Annotated in this window: 13 protein-coding genes; 3 read left to right on the forward strand and 10 right to left on the reverse strand. The window is 70.7% G+C overall.

What is annotated here, in order from left to right; all coding sequences use genetic code 11:
* The 10 genes from ACZ7IF_RS03210 to ACZ7IF_RS03255 form a co-directional block, all read right to left on the reverse strand.
* Entirely contained in the window at window positions 1-2676 is a 2676-nt protein-coding gene (locus ACZ7IF_RS03210; RefSeq protein ID WP_470962113.1) for a cation-translocating P-type ATPase, read from the reverse strand.
* The gene (locus tag ACZ7IF_RS03215) at window positions 2669-3265 is read right to left on the reverse strand and encodes an Rv1733c family protein (protein ID WP_470962116.1); all 597 of its coding nucleotides are present in this window, start codon (window positions 3263-3265) and stop codon (window positions 2669-2671) included. Before ACZ7IF_RS03215 ends, ACZ7IF_RS03210 begins: the two co-directional genes overlap by 8 nt.
* Before the next feature lie 42 nt (window positions 3266-3307).
* Window positions 3308-3805: a flavodoxin domain-containing protein gene (locus ACZ7IF_RS03220; RefSeq protein WP_470962119.1), complete on the reverse strand. Its 498-nt coding sequence runs from the start codon at window positions 3803-3805 to the stop codon at window positions 3308-3310.
* A 43-nt stretch (window positions 3806-3848) separates the two neighbouring features.
* Window positions 3849-6290 carry a phosphoenolpyruvate synthase gene (gene ppsA / locus ACZ7IF_RS03225; RefSeq protein ID WP_470962121.1) on the reverse strand — a complete coding sequence of 814 codons (2442 nt, stop codon included), beginning with the start codon at window positions 6288-6290 and terminating at the stop codon, window positions 3849-3851.
* Between the two features lie 369 nt (window positions 6291-6659).
* Window positions 6660-7025, reverse strand: a complete 366-nt coding sequence (locus ACZ7IF_RS03230) for an iron chaperone (RefSeq protein ID WP_470962124.1) — start codon at window positions 7023-7025, stop codon at window positions 6660-6662.
* Window positions 7026-7057: 32 nt separating this feature from the next.
* Window positions 7058-7507, reverse strand: a complete 450-nt coding sequence (locus ACZ7IF_RS03235) for a universal stress protein (protein ID WP_443297128.1) — start codon at window positions 7505-7507, stop codon at window positions 7058-7060.
* An 83-nt stretch (window positions 7508-7590) separates the two neighbouring features.
* Window positions 7591-9990: a glycoside hydrolase family 65 protein gene (locus tag ACZ7IF_RS03240; protein WP_470962128.1), complete on the reverse strand. Its 2400-nt coding sequence runs from the start codon at window positions 9988-9990 to the stop codon at window positions 7591-7593.
* Window positions 9987-10745, reverse strand: coding sequence for an HAD family hydrolase (locus tag ACZ7IF_RS03245; RefSeq protein ID WP_470962131.1), 759 nt, complete (start codon window positions 10743-10745; stop codon window positions 9987-9989). Before ACZ7IF_RS03245 ends, ACZ7IF_RS03240 begins: the two co-directional genes overlap by 4 nt.
* Window positions 10742-11428, reverse strand: coding sequence for a helix-turn-helix domain-containing protein (locus ACZ7IF_RS03250; protein WP_470962134.1), 687 nt, complete (start codon window positions 11426-11428; stop codon window positions 10742-10744). The genes ACZ7IF_RS03245 and ACZ7IF_RS03250 overlap by 4 nt, the downstream gene beginning before the upstream one ends.
* 5 nt (window positions 11429-11433) lie before the next feature.
* Window positions 11434-12510, reverse strand: a complete 1077-nt coding sequence (locus ACZ7IF_RS03255) for an alcohol dehydrogenase catalytic domain-containing protein (protein WP_470962136.1) — start codon at window positions 12508-12510, stop codon at window positions 11434-11436.
* Between the two features lie 176 nt (window positions 12511-12686).
* Between ACZ7IF_RS03255 and ACZ7IF_RS03260 the strand changes: the two genes are divergently transcribed.
* The 3 genes from ACZ7IF_RS03260 to ACZ7IF_RS03270 all read left to right on the forward strand — a co-directional run bounded on the left by ACZ7IF_RS03260 (window position 12687) and on the right by ACZ7IF_RS03270 (window position 15338).
* Window positions 12687-14108 (forward strand): MBL fold metallo-hydrolase RNA specificity domain-containing protein, encoded by a 1422-nt coding sequence (locus ACZ7IF_RS03260; protein ID WP_470962139.1) that lies wholly within the window; start codon window positions 12687-12689, stop codon window positions 14106-14108.
* A 95-nt stretch (window positions 14109-14203) separates the two neighbouring features.
* Window positions 14204-14674, forward strand: coding sequence for a cyclic nucleotide-binding domain-containing protein (locus ACZ7IF_RS03265; RefSeq protein ID WP_470962142.1), 471 nt, complete (start codon window positions 14204-14206; stop codon window positions 14672-14674).
* 10 nt (window positions 14675-14684) lie between these two features.
* On the forward strand, window positions 14685-15338 hold the full coding sequence (locus ACZ7IF_RS03270; RefSeq protein WP_470962145.1) for a CBS domain-containing protein: 654 nt from the start codon (window positions 14685-14687) through the stop codon (window positions 15336-15338).
* The last annotated feature ends 252 nt before the right edge of the window (window positions 15339-15590 follow it).

A 15590-nucleotide genomic window follows, 5' to 3' on the forward strand; every position in this document is an offset into this window, starting at 1 on the left:
TCAGGAGTAGCGGTGGTGTCGGCGTCGGGCCCAGCGCCGGACCTCGTCGGTTCCCCAGACCATCGGCGGGAAGGCGGCGAGGAGGAGGACCACGTCCAGCGGGAGGGCGGCGGTACCGAAGAGGTTTTGGAGCGGCGGCGCGTACACGAGCGCCGCGGTGAAGACGAGTTCGAAGGCGATGCCGGCCAGGAGCAGCGGGTTGGTGAAGAAGCCGATGTCGCGCAGCGCGGCGTGGTCGGTTCGGGCGGCGATGGCCGTGCCGACCTGGCAGGTGACGATGCCCGCGAAGGTGGCGGTGGTCGCGGTGAGATAGGCGTGGTGGAGCGGGGTCCCGGGTCCGGTGGGGTCGCCGGGGTGCCAGCCGGCGCGCCACAGGACGTAGAAGAAGGCGGTCATGACGAGGGCGGCTGAGACGGTGCCGAGCCAGCCCCAGCTGCGAATGAGCATGTCCTTGTTGATGACGCTTTGGGAACTGGGTCGGGGCGGCCGGGACATGATCCCCGGCTCGGCGGGCTCGCGGCCGAGGGCGAGGGCGGGAAGGGTCTCAGTCCCCAGGTCGATGGCGAGGATCTGCAGGACGGTCAGCGGCAGCGGTACGGCCCCGGCGGAGAGGGCGAACACGAGGAAGGGCACGACCTCGGGGGTGAGGTGGGCGAAGATGTAGACGATGAACTTGCGGACGTTGTCGTAAACGCGGCGGCCGGACTCGATGGCCGTGACGATGGTGGCGAAGTTGTCGTCGGTGAGGACCATGGTCGACGCCTCGCGGGCGACATCGGTGCCCGAGAGCCCCATGGCCACGCCGATGTGGGCACGGTGCAGGGCCGGAGCGTCGTTCACGCCGTCGCCTGTCATGGCCACGATCTGCCCGTGCGCACGCAGGGCATCGGCCACTTTCAGCTTGGTCTCGGGCGAGGAGCGGGCGAAGACGATCTCCGTGCCGTCCTGGCGGAGGAGGCGGTCGAGCTCGTGGTCATCGATCGCCTCGGACTGAGCGACCACCTGGAGGTTCGGTGTACCGATGCCGACGGCGCGGGCCACGGCGGCGGCGGTGGCTCCGTTGTCGCCGGTGACGATGTGGACGGTGAGGCCCGCATCGTGGCAACGCTGGACTGCGGCGGCGACCTCGGGGCGCGGCGGGTCGTACAGGCCGACCAGTCCGAGCAGGTGCAGGTCCCTCTCGGCGTCCTGCCGCTGCGGCGGTGCTGCTGTGCCGGGCGGCAGTTCGCGTACCGCGACGGCCAGCACGCGCATACCGTCCGCGGCCAGGGTGTCGGCGGCATCCTGGGCCCCGCCGGTCGGCTCTCCTTCGGCCAAGAGCGCCAGGACGGCTTCCGGTGCCCCCTTGACGATCACGTGGTGGCTGCCGTTGTCCCCGGCCTGGATCACCGACATGCGGCGCATCCGCGGGTCGAAGCGGAAGCAGGATCGTCGGTGGGCATCGCGGTCGGCCGGGTCGACCGGCGCGGCGTGTTGCGCGGCTCCCTCGACCAGCGCGATCTCGGTCGGGTCACCGTGCAGCCGGCCATCGCTTTCGCGGGTGACGGTGGTGCACTGGGCCGCCGCACGGACCAGTTCGGCGGTCTCCGAACCGCTTGCAGACTCATGCGGCGGGGTCCATGTGGAATGGAGGCGCATCTGGTTGCGGGTGAGGGTGCCGGTCTTGTCCGTGCAGATGACGTTGGTGGATCCGAGGGTCTCCACGGCGCTCAGCCGCTTGATCACGGCGCCTTGACGGGCGAGGACCCGTACGCCGACGGCGAGCGCCAAGGTGATGGTGGGCAGCAGCCCTTCCGGTACGTTGGCAACGAGCAAGCCGATCGCGAACATCAGCGAATCGGTGAGCGGCAGCCCGACCGCGACGCCCAGCACCAGGAAGACGGCTCCCATGGCGACCGCGACGGCGGCGATCAGCCAGGCGACCTTCTTGACCTGCGTTTCCAGCGGGCTGGGTTCGCGGCGGGTGCGCTGGCTGAGGGCGGCGATCCGGCCGAGCTCGGTGTGGTCTCCGGTGGCGAAGACGATCGCCCGCGCCTGCCCCTCGGTGGCGGTGGTACCGCTGAAGACGAGGTTGGGCTCCTGCAGCAGCGAAAGACCTTCCAGACCCGGGCCGGCCACACGCTCGACGGGCGTGGATTCGCCCGTCAGCATCGAGAGATCGGCCTCGATTCCCCCCTCGGTCAGGCGCGCGTCGGCGGGTACCCGAGCGCCCTCGTCAAGGGCGATGAGATCCCCGGGGACCAGGTCCCGAGCGGGGACGTGCTGTGGCTGCCCGTCGCGGATCACCTGGGCCTGCGCGGGGAGGTATTGGGCCAGGGTTTCGACGGCCTTCTCAGCCTGGCGTTCCTGGACGAGGGCGAATCCGGCGTTGACGAGGATGACCGCGACGATCGCCCAGCCGAGCACCTCGATGGCGGCGATGAAGGCGAGGGCCGCCGCCGCCCACAGCAGGAGGGCCAGCGGGTGGACCAGCTGCCGCAGCAGTTCCCTCAGGACGCTCGTCCGGGCGGTGCGGCGGACCTCGTTCGGGCCGTAGACGGCCAGTCGGCGTGCCGCTTCCCGGCTCGACAGGCCCAGAGGGCCGGTGTGGAGCTCGCGACGGAGCAGGGGAAGCGGTTCCAGGGGATCCGGCGCGGTGTCCGGCGTGAGGTCCCGGCCGGCGGCGGTCTCAGTCATCGCCGGCTCCCTGTCCGGGGCGCAGGCGTCCGGACCAGAGGGGCTCAATGCCTGACCACTCGGATTCCCAGGCCCTTGCACTGCGCGCGTCCACGATACGCAGGCGCACGGCGACGAGGGCGCCGCCGACGAGCACGATCCCGGCCAGAGCTCCGGTGCCGATGCCCACTGCGTTCAGAGCGACGTCGGCTTGGCCGGGCGGCGCGGTTGTCTCCTTGCCGTTGTCGTCGACCCACACGGGGACCGTGTCGCCGTTCCGGGTTCCTCCTGGAACAGGGATGGTTTCCGTGTGCCGGCGCTGCGTGGGGTAGTGCCATGTGGCGGTCGCGATGGATATCGGCCGGCTGCTCGGCTCGTCTCCGGCTCGGTAGGTGGTCTCGCTGACCGTGGTGGCCGTCACGTTGTGCCGGTGGCGCGCTACGTCTTCGGCGGTGTGGTTGCCGTCGGTCCAGGCGGCCCGCCCGAGGGCGAAGCCGACGACGATTGCCAGCAAGCAGGTCAGCGCGAAGGCGGCATGCATACGGGTCCGGGTGCGGTCGGCATCACGCCTGAGCGGGTTGGCCCCCGTCCCTTGCGTCCGGTGGTGCATGGCACGCCTCCGTGCTGGTGCGTGCCGAGCCGGGCCGTCCCTTCAGGCGGCGAGCTCGGCGCTGATGTGGTGGGCCCAGTTCTGGATCCGCTCGGGGTTGCGGAAGTCTCCGCCTTTGCCCTGGTGGGTCAGTGCCTTGGCGAGGAAGCCCGGAGTGTGGGCCGTGATGCTGCCGCCGAAGGTCATGTGCTCGCGTGCTCCGACCAGCTGCATTTCCCGGGCGACCGCGGAGACCGGAGGGATGTCGTGTTCCTCGGCGGAGCGGTCGAGTGGGCCGCTGCTGAACATCCACACGGGGCGGTGCCGCAGGGAGTCGGCGTTGCGTTCGGCGCAGTGCTTGGCCTTGGTGCTCCAGTGGCCGGCGTAGAGGGAGCCCCCGAGGACGACGGCGTCGTAGGCGCGGACGTCGTGGACGTCGTCGGCGGGCAGGACGACGGCGTCGAGACCGTCCTCTCGGAGGGTCACCGCGATCTGTTCGGCGATCCCTGCGGTGGCTCCGTGCTTGGTCCCGTAGGCGACCAGAACTCGCTTGGTGCTCATGGCGGGTGCTCCTTGGTTCCATGGTGCGTTGCTGATGCCACTGTCACGCGGCCGATGGCTGGTCCGCTTGGGCCGGACGGATCCCTGTGGGGACCATCCGGTCCTCTCCGTAGCGGCTCTCCTCGGCGGCGACGACGTGCTGCTTGACGGCTGCGAAGCTGTCAGGGGCGACGGAGATCGAGTCGATTCCAACGCGGACGAGGAAGGCGGCGTAGGCGGGGTCGTCGCTGGGACGCTGACCGCACAGGCCCACCGGGCGTCCCAGGGTCTGGACCCGTGGGAGGAGGATCCGGATGAGGTCGGTGACGGCCGGGTCGTTCTCGTCGAAGACGTGGGCGAGGGCTTCGGAGTCGCGGTCGACACCGAGGGTGAGCTGGGTGAGGTCGTTGCTGCCGATGGAGAAACCGTCGAAGCGCTCGGCGAAGTCCTGGGCGAGGAGGATGTTGGCCGGGATCTCGGCCATCACGTAGACCTTGAGGCCGTTCTCGCCTCGCCGGAGGCCTTCAGCCGCCATTACCTCCAGGACCTTGTCGGCCTCTTCCAACGTGCGGCAGAACGGGATCATCACGATGACGTTGGTCAGGCCCATCTCCTCGCGCACCCGGCGCAGGGCCTGGCATTCGAGGGCGAAGCCCTCCCGGTAGCCGTCGCTGTAGTAGCGGCTCGCGCCACGCCAACCGATCATCGGGTTGGCCTCCACCGGTTCGAAGGAACGGCCGCCGAGGAGCTTGGCGTACTCGTTGGTCTTGAAGTCGCTGGTGCGGACGACGACGGGGTCGGGCCAGCGGGAGGCGGCGATCCGGGCGATGCCATACGCGAGGCGGTCGGTGAAGTACCGGCCGCGGTCGAGGTAGCCCTCGGTGAGTTGGTCGATGGCGCAGCGGTCGGCGGGATCCAGACGCTCCGGGTGCAGGAGGGCCATGGGGTGGACCTTGACCTGGTGCGCGACGATGAATTCCAGACGGGCCAGGCCCACCCCGTCCGCAGGCAGCCGCCACCAGCGGAAGGCAGCGGACGGGTCGGCGAGGTTGAGCATCACGCGGGTTCGGGTGGCGGGGAGAACGGCGAGGTCCATCTGGGTCTCCTCGTAGGGGAGGCGGCCCTCGTAGACCTTGCCCCGGCTGCCCTCGGTGCACGAGACGGTGACGTCGGCCCCGTCTCGCAGCACCTCGGTGGCGTTCCCGGTGCCGACGACCGCCGGTACGCCGAGTTCCCGGCTCACGATCGCGGCGTGTGAGGTGCGGCCGCCGTGGTCGGTGACGATGGCCGCGGCACGCTTCATGACCGGTTCCCAGTCCGGGTCGGTGATCGCGGTGACGAGCACTGCTCCGGCCGGGAAGCGTTCCAGGTCCACCGGCGTGTCCATGCGGCATACCGCACCCGCTCCGATGGCTTCGCCCACCGCGATTCCTTCGACCAGGGCATCGCCCGGAACGGCGGTCAGACGGCAGCGGCGCAGGGTCGCGGTGCGGCGGCGGGACTGCACGGTCTCGGGTCGCGCCTGCACGATCGCCAGATCGCCGGTGATGCCGTCCTTCGCCCACTCCAGGTCCATCGGACAGCCGTAATGCTCCTCGACGGCGAGGGCCCATTCGGCGAGCTGCCGCACCTCGGCGTCGGTCAGGACCCGCCGGGCCTGTTCCTCGGGGGTGGAGTCGACGGTGTCGGTCAGCCCGAGCTCCGCGTAGACGGCCTTGCGACGCTTGGCGCCGATCCGCACGTCGATGACGGGGTTCAGGGCCGGGTCCTTGAGGCCGGGCTTGAAAACGGTGTACTCGTCGGGATCGGTCTGCCCGCTGACCACTGTCTCGCCCAGCCCCCACGCCGCGCTCACCACGACGACGTTCGGGAAGCCGCTCTCCGGGTCGAGGGTGAAGATCACCCCTGCCCCGGCGAGGTCGGAGCGGACCATTACCTGGACGCCGACGGACAGGGCGACCTGGAGGTGGTCGAAGCCCATCCGCTCCCGGTAGTCGATCGCGCGGTCGGTGTAGAGAGAGGCGAAGCAGCGGTGCACAGCGTCCAGCAGCCGCACGGTGCCGCTCACGTTCAGGTAGGTCTCCTGCTGGCCGGCGAAGCTGGCCTCCGGCAGGTCTTCGGCGGTGGCGCTGCTGCGTACGGCGACCTCCGGGTCGGAGCGGCCCAGCTCCCGGCCGAGCTCCTCGTACGCCGTGATGATCTCGGCCGTCAGGGCTTCGGGCAGGGTCTCGCCCATGATCATTGAGCGGATGCCCGCTCCGACGTCTTCGAGCGCGACACCGTCGTGGAGCCGGTCGAGCTGCTCCTGGATGCGGGTACGCAGACCGTGTCCGTCGAGCAGTTCCTCGTAGGCGTCGGCGGTCGTGGCGAAACCGGGCGGCACACGCAGGCCGGCATCGGTCAGCCGTCTGGTCAGCTCTCCGAGGGAGGCGTTCTTGCCGCCGACCCTGCCGATGTCGCCTCGGCTGAGCTCGGTGAACGGTACGACGCGTCGCGTGTGTCCCATGACGTCCTCCGGGGCTGCGTATCAGCAGGGATCAGTACGGCAGGGGGCGGCCGGACGGCGTGCGCAGATCCAGCGGCGCGGGCCTGTGGGGCTGCTTGGGCCGGGTCTGGATCCGAATGCGCTGCATCGTGGTCACCCTCTTCGGAAGGCGGCGCCGGATTGGCGTCTGGGTTCCACGATCACGCAGTAGGCCAGGAAGACCGCAGTGCCGAGGGGGCCATTCACGCGGGGCCGATCGGCCCAGGTCCCGGTACTGAGTGGCTGCCTGGCCTGCGGCAGGACTGTGTCCGTCCTGCTCAGGACCATGCCGGAAACACCGTTCACCACGCGCCGGGCCGCCGATGACCACGGCGAGGGGGGACGGGAGCCTCAGCAGACCTTCCCGGGCCGGGCAGCCGTCGCTTTGAGGAGGTCCCGCAGCAGGTCGAAGTCGATGCTCGCCGGCCTGCGGAACCGCAGGCACCCCTTGCCCATGTCCTGCTCGGCCAGCCGTTCCTCGAACGCTTCGCGAACGTCACTGCGCATGAGATAGAAGGAGATGTACTGCTTCTGGCTGGCAAACGCGATCTCGCAGGCGCCGTCGCGCTCGTACGCGGGCATCCCGTAAGCCATGACTTCGTCGAAGCCGACCAACTCTTCACGGCACAGCTGCCGCACCTTGGCCAATGCGCCCCTGCGCTCCTCGGGAACCTCGGTCAGGTAGCCGTCGACGTCGCCTGCCTCGCTCTGCACCATTCCGTGAGGTTATGCGCCAGCCCGAGGTGGAGCTATTCGACGGGGATGTCCGCCCGGACGATGGTGATCGGGCACGGTGCGTGGAGCGCCGTCTGGTGGCTCACCGAACCGAGCAGGGCTCGGCTGAAGCCGCCGCGACCACGGCTGCCCACGACCAGCATGTCCGCGCCGTCTGCCGCATCCACCAGGACGTCTACTGGATTGCCGCGTACCAGGCGCTGGTGCACGGAGGAGGCGCCGTCCTCACCGAGGACCGAGCGGACCTCCTCGACCAGACGTCGCTCGGCCTCCTCCTCGTCGAACGTGGTGTCCACCGCTGGGGCCGACCATGATGCGGCACCGGGGAGGTCCCATGCCGCGACCGCCTCCACTCGCCCGCTCACCAGCCCTGCGTACCGGACCGCCCAGCGCAGCGCGGCCTGGGACGAGGGCGATCCGTCGACGCCCACCACGATCCGCGGAGCCTCTTGCTGCCTGTCCATTCCGCTCATCCTTCCGACGGCTGATACATCCACAGTGTGCGCATTGCGCACGCAGCGCCACGCGAGCATGCGGCGACTGCCGATCAACCCTTGGGTAGCCGGAACCACCGCTCCTGGCCTGCGGAAATGCGTTCGTGCCGGTCTCCGGGCAGGACCAGGGGCACCGGGCCCAGAAGTGACGGAGGAACGCTGATGCCGAGCCGTCCGGGCCGGAACCGGATGCGGATGTCCCGGTGCCCCAGGTAGGAGATCGAGAACGAGGAACCGGGCACTTCGGAGAGGGGCACCGGGTCGATGTGCAGGCCGTCGTCGTGGGGCTCGAGTCCGACGATGCCGCGCTCGACGAGGTCCAGGGTGCCGCCCATGGCACCGAGGTGGATCCCCTCGCCCGTGGTGCCGCCCTGGACGTCCGTGATGTCACCGAGCAGGGCTTCCTGGCAGTAGCGCCAGGCGTCCGGGCCCTGCTCCCGGGCCAGGACCCAGCCGTGGACGAGGCTGCTCAGCGTGGAGCCGTGGCAGGTGCGCCGCAGGTAGTGGTCCACCGTCCGGCGCCAGAGGCCGTCGTCAAGGCGGTGTCCGAGCCGAAGGAAGAGTTGCTCCAGCTCTGCGGGGCGGAAGAGGTACCCGAGCATGAGGGTGTCGGCCTGCTTGGACGCCTGGTAGCGGTTGGGCGTGTCGCCTTCGGCTTCCAGGATGCGATCCAGGCGGCGGATGTCGTGGTAGCGGGCGCGGTAGCCGTCCCAGTCGAGCTCGTCAAGGTCGCCGTAGCCGTGGAACTGGCTGATCACGTCGCGGTGGAACGGCACGTACAGGCGGTGGGAGACGTCCTCCCAGACGGTGAGGTCGTCGGGGCCGATGCCCAGTTGCGTGAGGAGCTCGGCGCGTCGGGCGGTAGGGAGCTCCCCGTACAGGTCGAGGGCGCGGGCCAGCACCCAGGCGGCGGTGACGTTGGTGTAGGCGTTGTCGTCGATGCCGGGATCGGCGGCGTCCGGGTAGGCGTCGTGGTACTCGTCCGGTCCGACGACGCCGCGGATCCGGTAGCGGCCGAGGTTGGTGTCCCACGTCGCCGTGTCCGCCCAGAAGTGGGCCGTGTGCAGCAGGAGTTCGGCGCCCGGGCCGTGCATGAATCCGGCGTCGCCGGTGGCCAACCCGTACTGCCACACGTTCCAGGCGATGGCCGACCCCACGTGGTGCTGGAGGTGGGAGTGGTCCGGCAGCCAGCGGCCGGAGCGTGGATTGAGGTGCAGGCGCTGGGTCTCCTCGGTGCCGGAACTGCCGCTCTGCCAGGGGAACATGGCTCCCTTCGCCCCGGCCCGGCGAGCGGCCTCCCGGGCCGCGGGGAGCCGTCGGTGCCGGTACATCAGCAGGGCGCGGGCGGTCTCGGGGAGGTGGAGGTCCAGGAAGGGCAGGACGAACAGCTCGTCCCAGAAGACGTGGCCCCGGTACGCCTCGCCGTGCAGGCCGCGGGCGGGGACGCCGGCATCGAGCTCGGCGGTGTGCGGCGAGAGGGTCTGCAGGACGTGGAAGGCGTGCAGCCGCAGGACCTTGCCCGTCTCTCCCGGTACTTTCAGCTCTCCTTCGCTCCAGAGACGCTGCCAGGACGCCCGGTGGGAGGCCAGCAAGGAAGGGAAGTCCGGGGCGTGTGTGGCGCAGTCGATGCTCCGCCGCAGGGGGTCGCCCGGGGGACGGTCGAGCGAGGTACACAGGGCGGCCGTCTTCACAACGACGACCAGGGCCGTCCGCTTGATCGGCAGGACGAACGTCTGCGTGGCGGCGGTGGCTGTGCACGCCCGGCCCACCGGCGCCAGTGGACGTGCCGTTGTCCGGACCGCGAGCCCCATCCGTATCCGGGAGGTGGCCGTGGTGCAGGCGACCCAGGCGGTGCCCTCCGCCTCGACTCCGGCCCGGTGCTCGACGAGGTGCCGCCCGGCCAGGGCGCGGTAGCGGTCGACTCCCGCGTTGGTGACGTCGCCGTCGAGTACGGACTCGATCTCGATCCGGCCGCTCCAGCCGTACGCTCTGAACACCGTGTTCTGAGCTGCCAGGTTCGGATCTCCCATGTGGACGAGGCGGGTGTGGGCGACGCCCAGGCGGCAGCCGTCGGCGTCGTGGAAGAGCATGCGGCGGGTGAGCGTCCCGGCACGCAGGTCCAGCGACACGTGGCTGTGGCGCAGGGTCGGGTGGTCGGGCGTGAGCCAGTCGCCGGGCGGTGCGCCCTCGGGCAGGCAGCGGTACCGCAGCGCGGTCCAGTCCGGCAGCCGGACCATGTCCTCGTTGGAGACCGTGCGTCCTCCGACGGCGGAGTCGAGCTGGTCGTAGCATCCCGCGAGGTAGGTGCCGGGGTAGTGGACGTCGTCGGCGACGCTTTCGGAGGCCGAACCACGCGTGGCGAAACGGCCGTTGCCCAGGGTGCACAGGGACTCGACCAGCCGCTCGGACTTGGGGTCGTAGCGGTGGTACTCCCAGCGCCAGGCCGTGGTCACGGGCGGTCGCCTTCGAGTGCGGCGGGCAGCCCGTCGAGGTCGGGGAGGACGAGCTGGGCGCCGTGCGCGCGCAGGGCGTCCCTCATGTGCGGGTCGTCTTCGCGGTTGAGTCCCACCACCAGGCGGAAACAGCCTCGGTGTCCCGCTTCGACGCCGGCGAGTGCGTCCTCCACCACGGCCGTGTGAGCGGGGGTCGCGCCGAGACGGCCGGCGGCTTCGAGGAAGAGGGCCGGGTCAGGCTTACCCGGAAGATCAAGTGCGGCCGCGTCCTGGCCGTCCACCAGGGTGTCGAAGTAGCCGATGAGCTCTGCGGACTCCAGGAGGGAGCGGGCGTGCCGCGAAGCCGAGACTGCTGCGCATCGCACCTCCATCTCCCGCAGTCGCTTGAGCGCGGGCCGTACGTCGTCGAAGGTGCGGACGCCGTCCGTCCGCAGCATCGCGGAGAAGACCGCCTCCTTGCGGGCGGCGACCGCGCGAACGGTGGCGCACCCGGGCGGATCCTCGGGCGTTCCGGGCGGGAGGCCGATGTGACGGGCGCCGAGGAAGGCGCGTACGCCGTCGAGGCGGGACCTGCCGTCGACCAGGTCCCGGTATTCGCGGACGGCGTCGAACGGGCGTGGTCGTGCCCCGGCGTGCGACGGCTGCCATTCAGGGAGGCAGCCGTCGAAGGTCTCCTTCCAGGCGGCCGCGTGGCGGTCCGCCGTGGCGAGGAGCACTCCGTCGGTGTCGAAGACGACCGCGTGCAGATCGCTCATGAGTCGTGCACCACGCGGCGGCCGGTGATCCGGGCGGGGGTGAGCTTCATCCAGTGGCTGCGCGGACCACCGGCCCAAGGTTGGGAGCGGGCCGTGGTGTTGAGGTGGCGGATCTCGTACTGGTCGGTAACGGCTGCGAGTTCGCCCACGGCCAGCACGCTCCAGCCAGTGGCGGTCACGTCGTCGATGTTGTCGATCTCGAAGGCGACCTCGGTACCCGCCGCTCTGGCCGTGACGGCTTCCACAGAGGTGCGGAAGGCGATGTCGGGTCCTGCGATCAGGTAGTTGACAGGCAGGACGGCCGGGCCTTCGGGGGTGAAGACGGCGATGCGGCCCACGCCGTGCGTGTTCAGCAGCCGCCGGCATTCGGTCTCGTCCAGCGGTACGAGCGTACTGTCGCGCCGGGCGGGGGCTCGGCCCGCGACGCGATGGGCACTGGCACCGGTCAGGTCGTCGACGGTGAGGCCGAGGGCATCTGCCACCCGGACCAGGGTGCCGATGGCGGGACTGGCGGCGTACTCCTCCAGGTAGGCGATGTACGTCCCGTCGGCGCCGCACCGCCGGCCCAGTTCGTCGCGGCTCAGACCGAGGGCTTCGCGGCGGGCCGCCAGACGGCGGCCCAGGTCGGTGTGTCCGGCCATCTCGCCGGACTGCTGCGGGTGGGTGCTCGGTGTGCTCTTCACGGCACTCACTGCTCCTGGGGCGGTACGGCGACGGTGTCGTGCTGCGGTCCGCCGAGCACGACCTTGAGGGCGCCGGTTTCACCGGCGCGCGAGAAGACGTCGTACGCCTCTTCCATCTGGTCCAGCTCGAAACGGTGGGTGACCATCGCTGTGCCGGGGAGGCGCCCGGCGGCCATCATGCGCAGCAGCATGGGGGTGGAGTGGGTGTCGACGAGGCCGGTGGTGATGGTGACGTCCTTGATCCACAGGTCTTCGAGGTGGAGGACGGCGGGCTTGCCGTGGACGCCGATGTTGGCGACCCGTCCGCCGGGGCGGACCATGCGGGTGCACATCTCGAACGCCTCGGGCACGCCGACGGCCTCGATGACCACGTCCGCGCCGAGCCCGTCCGTGAGGTCCTCCACCAGGCGCTCGGGTTCTTCGTCCGCGCTCACGGTGGCATCGGCGCCGAGGTCGCGTGCGGCAGCGAGCCGGGGCGCGGCGAGGTCGACGGCGATGATCCGTCCGGGGCTGTAGAGCTGTGCCGTGGCGATGGCGGCCAGGCCGACGGGGCCGGCGCCGACCACGACGACGGTGTCGCCCGGGCGCACGTTGCCGTTGAGCACGCCGACTTCGTAGGACGTCGGGAAGATGTCGGCGAGCAGGACCGCGTCGCGGCTGGCCAGGGCGCTGGGCAGCGGGTGGACGGAAAGGTCGGCGAAGGGGACGCGCACGTATTCGGCCTGGGTGCCGTCGATGGTGTGGCCCAGGACCCAGCCGCCGCCTCCGCGGCACTGTCCGTAGTGTCCTTCGCGGCAGAAGCGGCAGCGGCCGCAGGCGGAGATGCAGGAGATCAGGACGCGGTCGCCGGGGCGGACCGTGCGGACGTCTCCGCCGGTCTCGACCACGGTGCCGACTGCCTCGTGGCCCAGGATGCGGCCGGGTGTCACTTCGGGGACGTCGCCCTTGACGATGTGCAGATCGGTGCCGCAGATGGTGACGGCGTCGACCCGGACGATCGCGTCGGCGGCGTCCTTGACGGAGGGGTCCGGGACGTCCTGCCAGGAGGTCTGCCCGGGGCCGTGGAAGACGAGTGCCTTCATGGCGCGGCCTTCTCTCTGTGTGCTGTGCGGGAGGGTTCACCGTCAGGCTGTGCCTGTGTCCCTCCGTCCCGCTTGGGCCGGTCGGCCCCTACCAGGGACCGGTAGGTCCCCAGCGGACAGCGCGTTCCGGTGCGACGGTGAAGACCGGTGTCCGTTCCGAAAGGAGGGCTGCTGCCATGTCCCAGTCAGCCCCGTCTCCTGCTTCCGCCCGCCCGGCCCTGCTGAGGTTCCTCGGCGGAGTGCGGACGGTCACCGGCAGCAAGTTCCTCGTCGAGAGCGACCACGCCCGGATCCTCGTCGACTGCGGACTCTTCCAGGGTGTCGCGGACCTGCGCCGTCGCAACTGGGACAAGCTGCCCTGCGATGCCTCGGACATCCACGCCGTCGTCGTCACCCACGCCCACCTGGACCACTGCGGCTACCTGCCGCGACTGGTCCGGCACGGCTTCCGCGGCCCGATCCTGACCAGCGCCCGCACCGCCCGGCTCGCCGAGATCGTGCTCCGGGACAGCGCCCGCCTCCAGATGGAGGCCGCCGAGCACGCCAACCAGCACGGCTGGTCCAAGCACCGCCCCGCCAAGCCGCTCTACGACGATGACGACGTCGACCACACGATCAAGTACTTCGACCCGGTACCGGTGGGCAGCGAGATCGAGATCATGGCCGGAACGAAGCTGATGCTGCACCACGGCGGGCACATCCTCGGCTCCGCCTGGGCGCACCTGACCCTGGAAGACGGCCACACCCTCGCCGTCAGCGGCGACCTCGGCCGCCCCGGCCACCCGCTCCTCCTGCCGCCCGAGCCGTTCTCCGGCGCCGACGTCCTCCTGATGGAGTCGACGTACGGCAACCGCCGCCACGACCACGAAAGCGCACAGCGCGAATTCGCCTCGGTGATCACTCGGACGCTGTCCCGTGGCGGGACGGTGGTCATCCCCGCCTTCGCGATCGACCGCACCGAGGTCGTCCTGCACGAGCTGGCCACCCTGCGCAGCGACGGGACCCTGCCCCGCCACGTACCCGTCTACGTCGACAGCCCCATGGCTCTGGCCGCACTGGACGTCTACCGCGAGGCCGTACGGGCCCACGCGCCCGAGCTGCGCCCCGAGATCCTCGCGCGGGGCGAGGCGGCGATCAGCCCGGAGCCCTTCCTGGCTGCCCGGACCGTCCAGGAGTCGATCGACATCAACAACTCCACCGGACCGGCGATCATCGTCTCCTCCGCCGGCATGGCCACCGGCGGCCGCGTCCTGCACCACCTCCACCGCATCCTGCCCGACCCCCGCAACGCCGTCGTCATCGTCGGCTTCGCCGCCGCCGGCACCCGCTCCCGTGACCTCGTCGACGGCGCCCGCACGCTCAAGATGTTCGGCGAGTACGTCCCCGTACGCGCCGAGGTCGCCGACGTCCCGCACTTCTCCGCGCACGCCGACGCAGGCCAGATCATCGACTGGCTGCGCGCCGCCCCGGCCCCGCACACCACCTACCTCGTCCACGGCGAGGAGACCGCCTCCGAAACCCTGCGGGACCGCATCGACCACGAGCTGGGATGGACGGCCGTCGTACCCAAGTCCGGAGAGGCCGTCCTGGTCCGCTGACCGGGGCCGGACGGTCCCCTCGGTGTGCACCGCGTGGCCCTCCCGGACGTGGTGGCCCACCGAGCAGGGTGGATGCGAAGGGTTGGAGGCGCTCCATGAGCACCATGCACACCGTCCTCGAAGCGATGGCACCGGAAGCCCGCGAGGCCCTGCTCGCCCACTCCCGCCAGGTGACCTTCCCGGCCGGCACCCGCATCTTCAACGAACGCCGGCGGGCCGAGAAGTTCTGGATCATCCAGTGCGGCACCGTGGACCTCGACACCCACGTCCCCGGCCGCAAGAACGTGGTCGTCGACACCCTCGGCCACGGCGAGCTCCTCGGCTGGTCCTGGGTGTTCCCTCCGTACAGCCGGCACCTCGGCGCCACCGCCACCCGCGAGGTGCGCGCCCTGGAATTCGACGCAGCCGCCGTACGCGAACTGTCCGACGAGGACTCGGCCGTCGGTCGCTCCGTCGCCGTCGCCGTGGGCGCGGTCATCGCCGACCGGCTCGACTCCGCCCGCACCCGGCTCCTCGACCTGTTCGCCCCTCACGGCAGCGGCACCCCGCTCGCCCACGCACGCTGAGGACCCCGCCATGACCTCCACCCCGTACACCGTCGCCGACGTCATGACCACCAAGGTCATCGCCGTCACCCCCTCGACCGGCTTCAAGGACATGGCCACCGCGATGGAGCGGTGGAAGGTGACCGCCCTGCCCGTCATCGAGGGTGAGGGCCATGTCGTCGGCGTGGTCTCCGAGGCCGATCTCCTGCCCAAGGAGGAGTTCCACGAGCGCCGCCCGGGCCTGATCGAGCAGATGCGCCGCCTCGGCGACACCGCCAAGGCGGGTTCCACCCGCGCCGAGAACCTGATGACCTCCCCTGCCGTCACGATCCGCCCCGATGCCACCCTGCCTCAGGCCGCCCGCCTCCTGGCCGACCGGCACATCAAGCGCCTCCCTGTCGTCGACGCCGACGGCACCCTCAAGGGCATCGTCAGCCGCGCCGACCTCCTCAAGGTCTTCCTCCGCACCGATGAGGAACTCGCCACCGAGATCCGCCGCACCGTCGTCGACCGCCTCTTCCCCCTCTCCCGCGAGGCGGTCAAGGTCACCGTCACGGAAGGCATCGCCACTCTGACCGGCCAGGTGAGGGACAGCCACCTGATTGGCATGGCCGAACGCCTCACCCACTCCGTGGAAGGCGTCGTACAGGTCCACTGCCGGCTGGAGGCGCCCACCTCGCCATGAGCTTGGCCTGACCGGGTTCGAGTGGACCACAGCGCCTCGTTACTGGCACGGCCGATGGGGCCCGGTGCGAAGTCGGACGCGGAGATCCCGGTGGTGTCGATCTGGGCCGCCCCCGACGACACCGATGCCCCTGGCGGCAGCTGACCTGATTCGCTGTGGGGGGGGGGGGGGGGGGGGGGGGGGGGGGGGGGGGGGGGGGGGGCAGGCTAAGCACCCAACAAACAACACAACACAGACAAGCGCCAACCGCAG

This window comes from Streptomyces sp. NPDC037421, from assembly GCF_055602105.1.

Excerpts from the sequence above, each read along its gene's own strand:
- ACZ7IF_RS03210 (WP_470962113.1), bottom strand. The coding sequence starts at position 2,676 with ATGACTGAGACCGCCGCCGGCCGGGACCTCACGCCGGACACCGCGCCG.
- ACZ7IF_RS03215 (WP_470962116.1), bottom strand. The coding sequence starts at position 3,265 with ATGCACCACCGGACGCAAGGGACGGGGGCCAACCCGCTCAGGCGTGAT.
- ACZ7IF_RS03220 (WP_470962119.1), bottom strand. The coding sequence starts at position 3,805 with ATGAGCACCAAGCGAGTTCTGGTCGCCTACGGGACCAAGCACGGAGCC.
- ppsA (WP_470962121.1), bottom strand. The coding sequence starts at position 6,290 with ATGGGACACACGCGACGCGTCGTACCGTTCACCGAGCTCAGCCGAGGC.
- ACZ7IF_RS03230 (WP_470962124.1), bottom strand. The coding sequence starts at position 7,025 with ATGGTGCAGAGCGAGGCAGGCGACGTCGACGGCTACCTGACCGAGGTT.
- ACZ7IF_RS03235 (WP_443297128.1), bottom strand. The coding sequence starts at position 7,507 with ATGGACAGGCAGCAAGAGGCTCCGCGGATCGTGGTGGGCGTCGACGGA.
- ACZ7IF_RS03245 (WP_470962131.1), bottom strand. The coding sequence starts at position 10,745 with ATGAGCGATCTGCACGCGGTCGTCTTCGACACCGACGGAGTGCTCCTC.
- ACZ7IF_RS03255 (WP_470962136.1), bottom strand. The coding sequence starts at position 12,510 with ATGAAGGCACTCGTCTTCCACGGCCCCGGGCAGACCTCCTGGCAGGAC.
- ACZ7IF_RS03260 (WP_470962139.1), top strand. The coding sequence starts at position 12,687 with ATGTCCCAGTCAGCCCCGTCTCCTGCTTCCGCCCGCCCGGCCCTGCTG.
- ACZ7IF_RS03265 (WP_470962142.1), top strand. The coding sequence starts at position 14,204 with ATGAGCACCATGCACACCGTCCTCGAAGCGATGGCACCGGAAGCCCGC.
- ACZ7IF_RS03270 (WP_470962145.1), top strand. The coding sequence starts at position 14,685 with ATGACCTCCACCCCGTACACCGTCGCCGACGTCATGACCACCAAGGTC.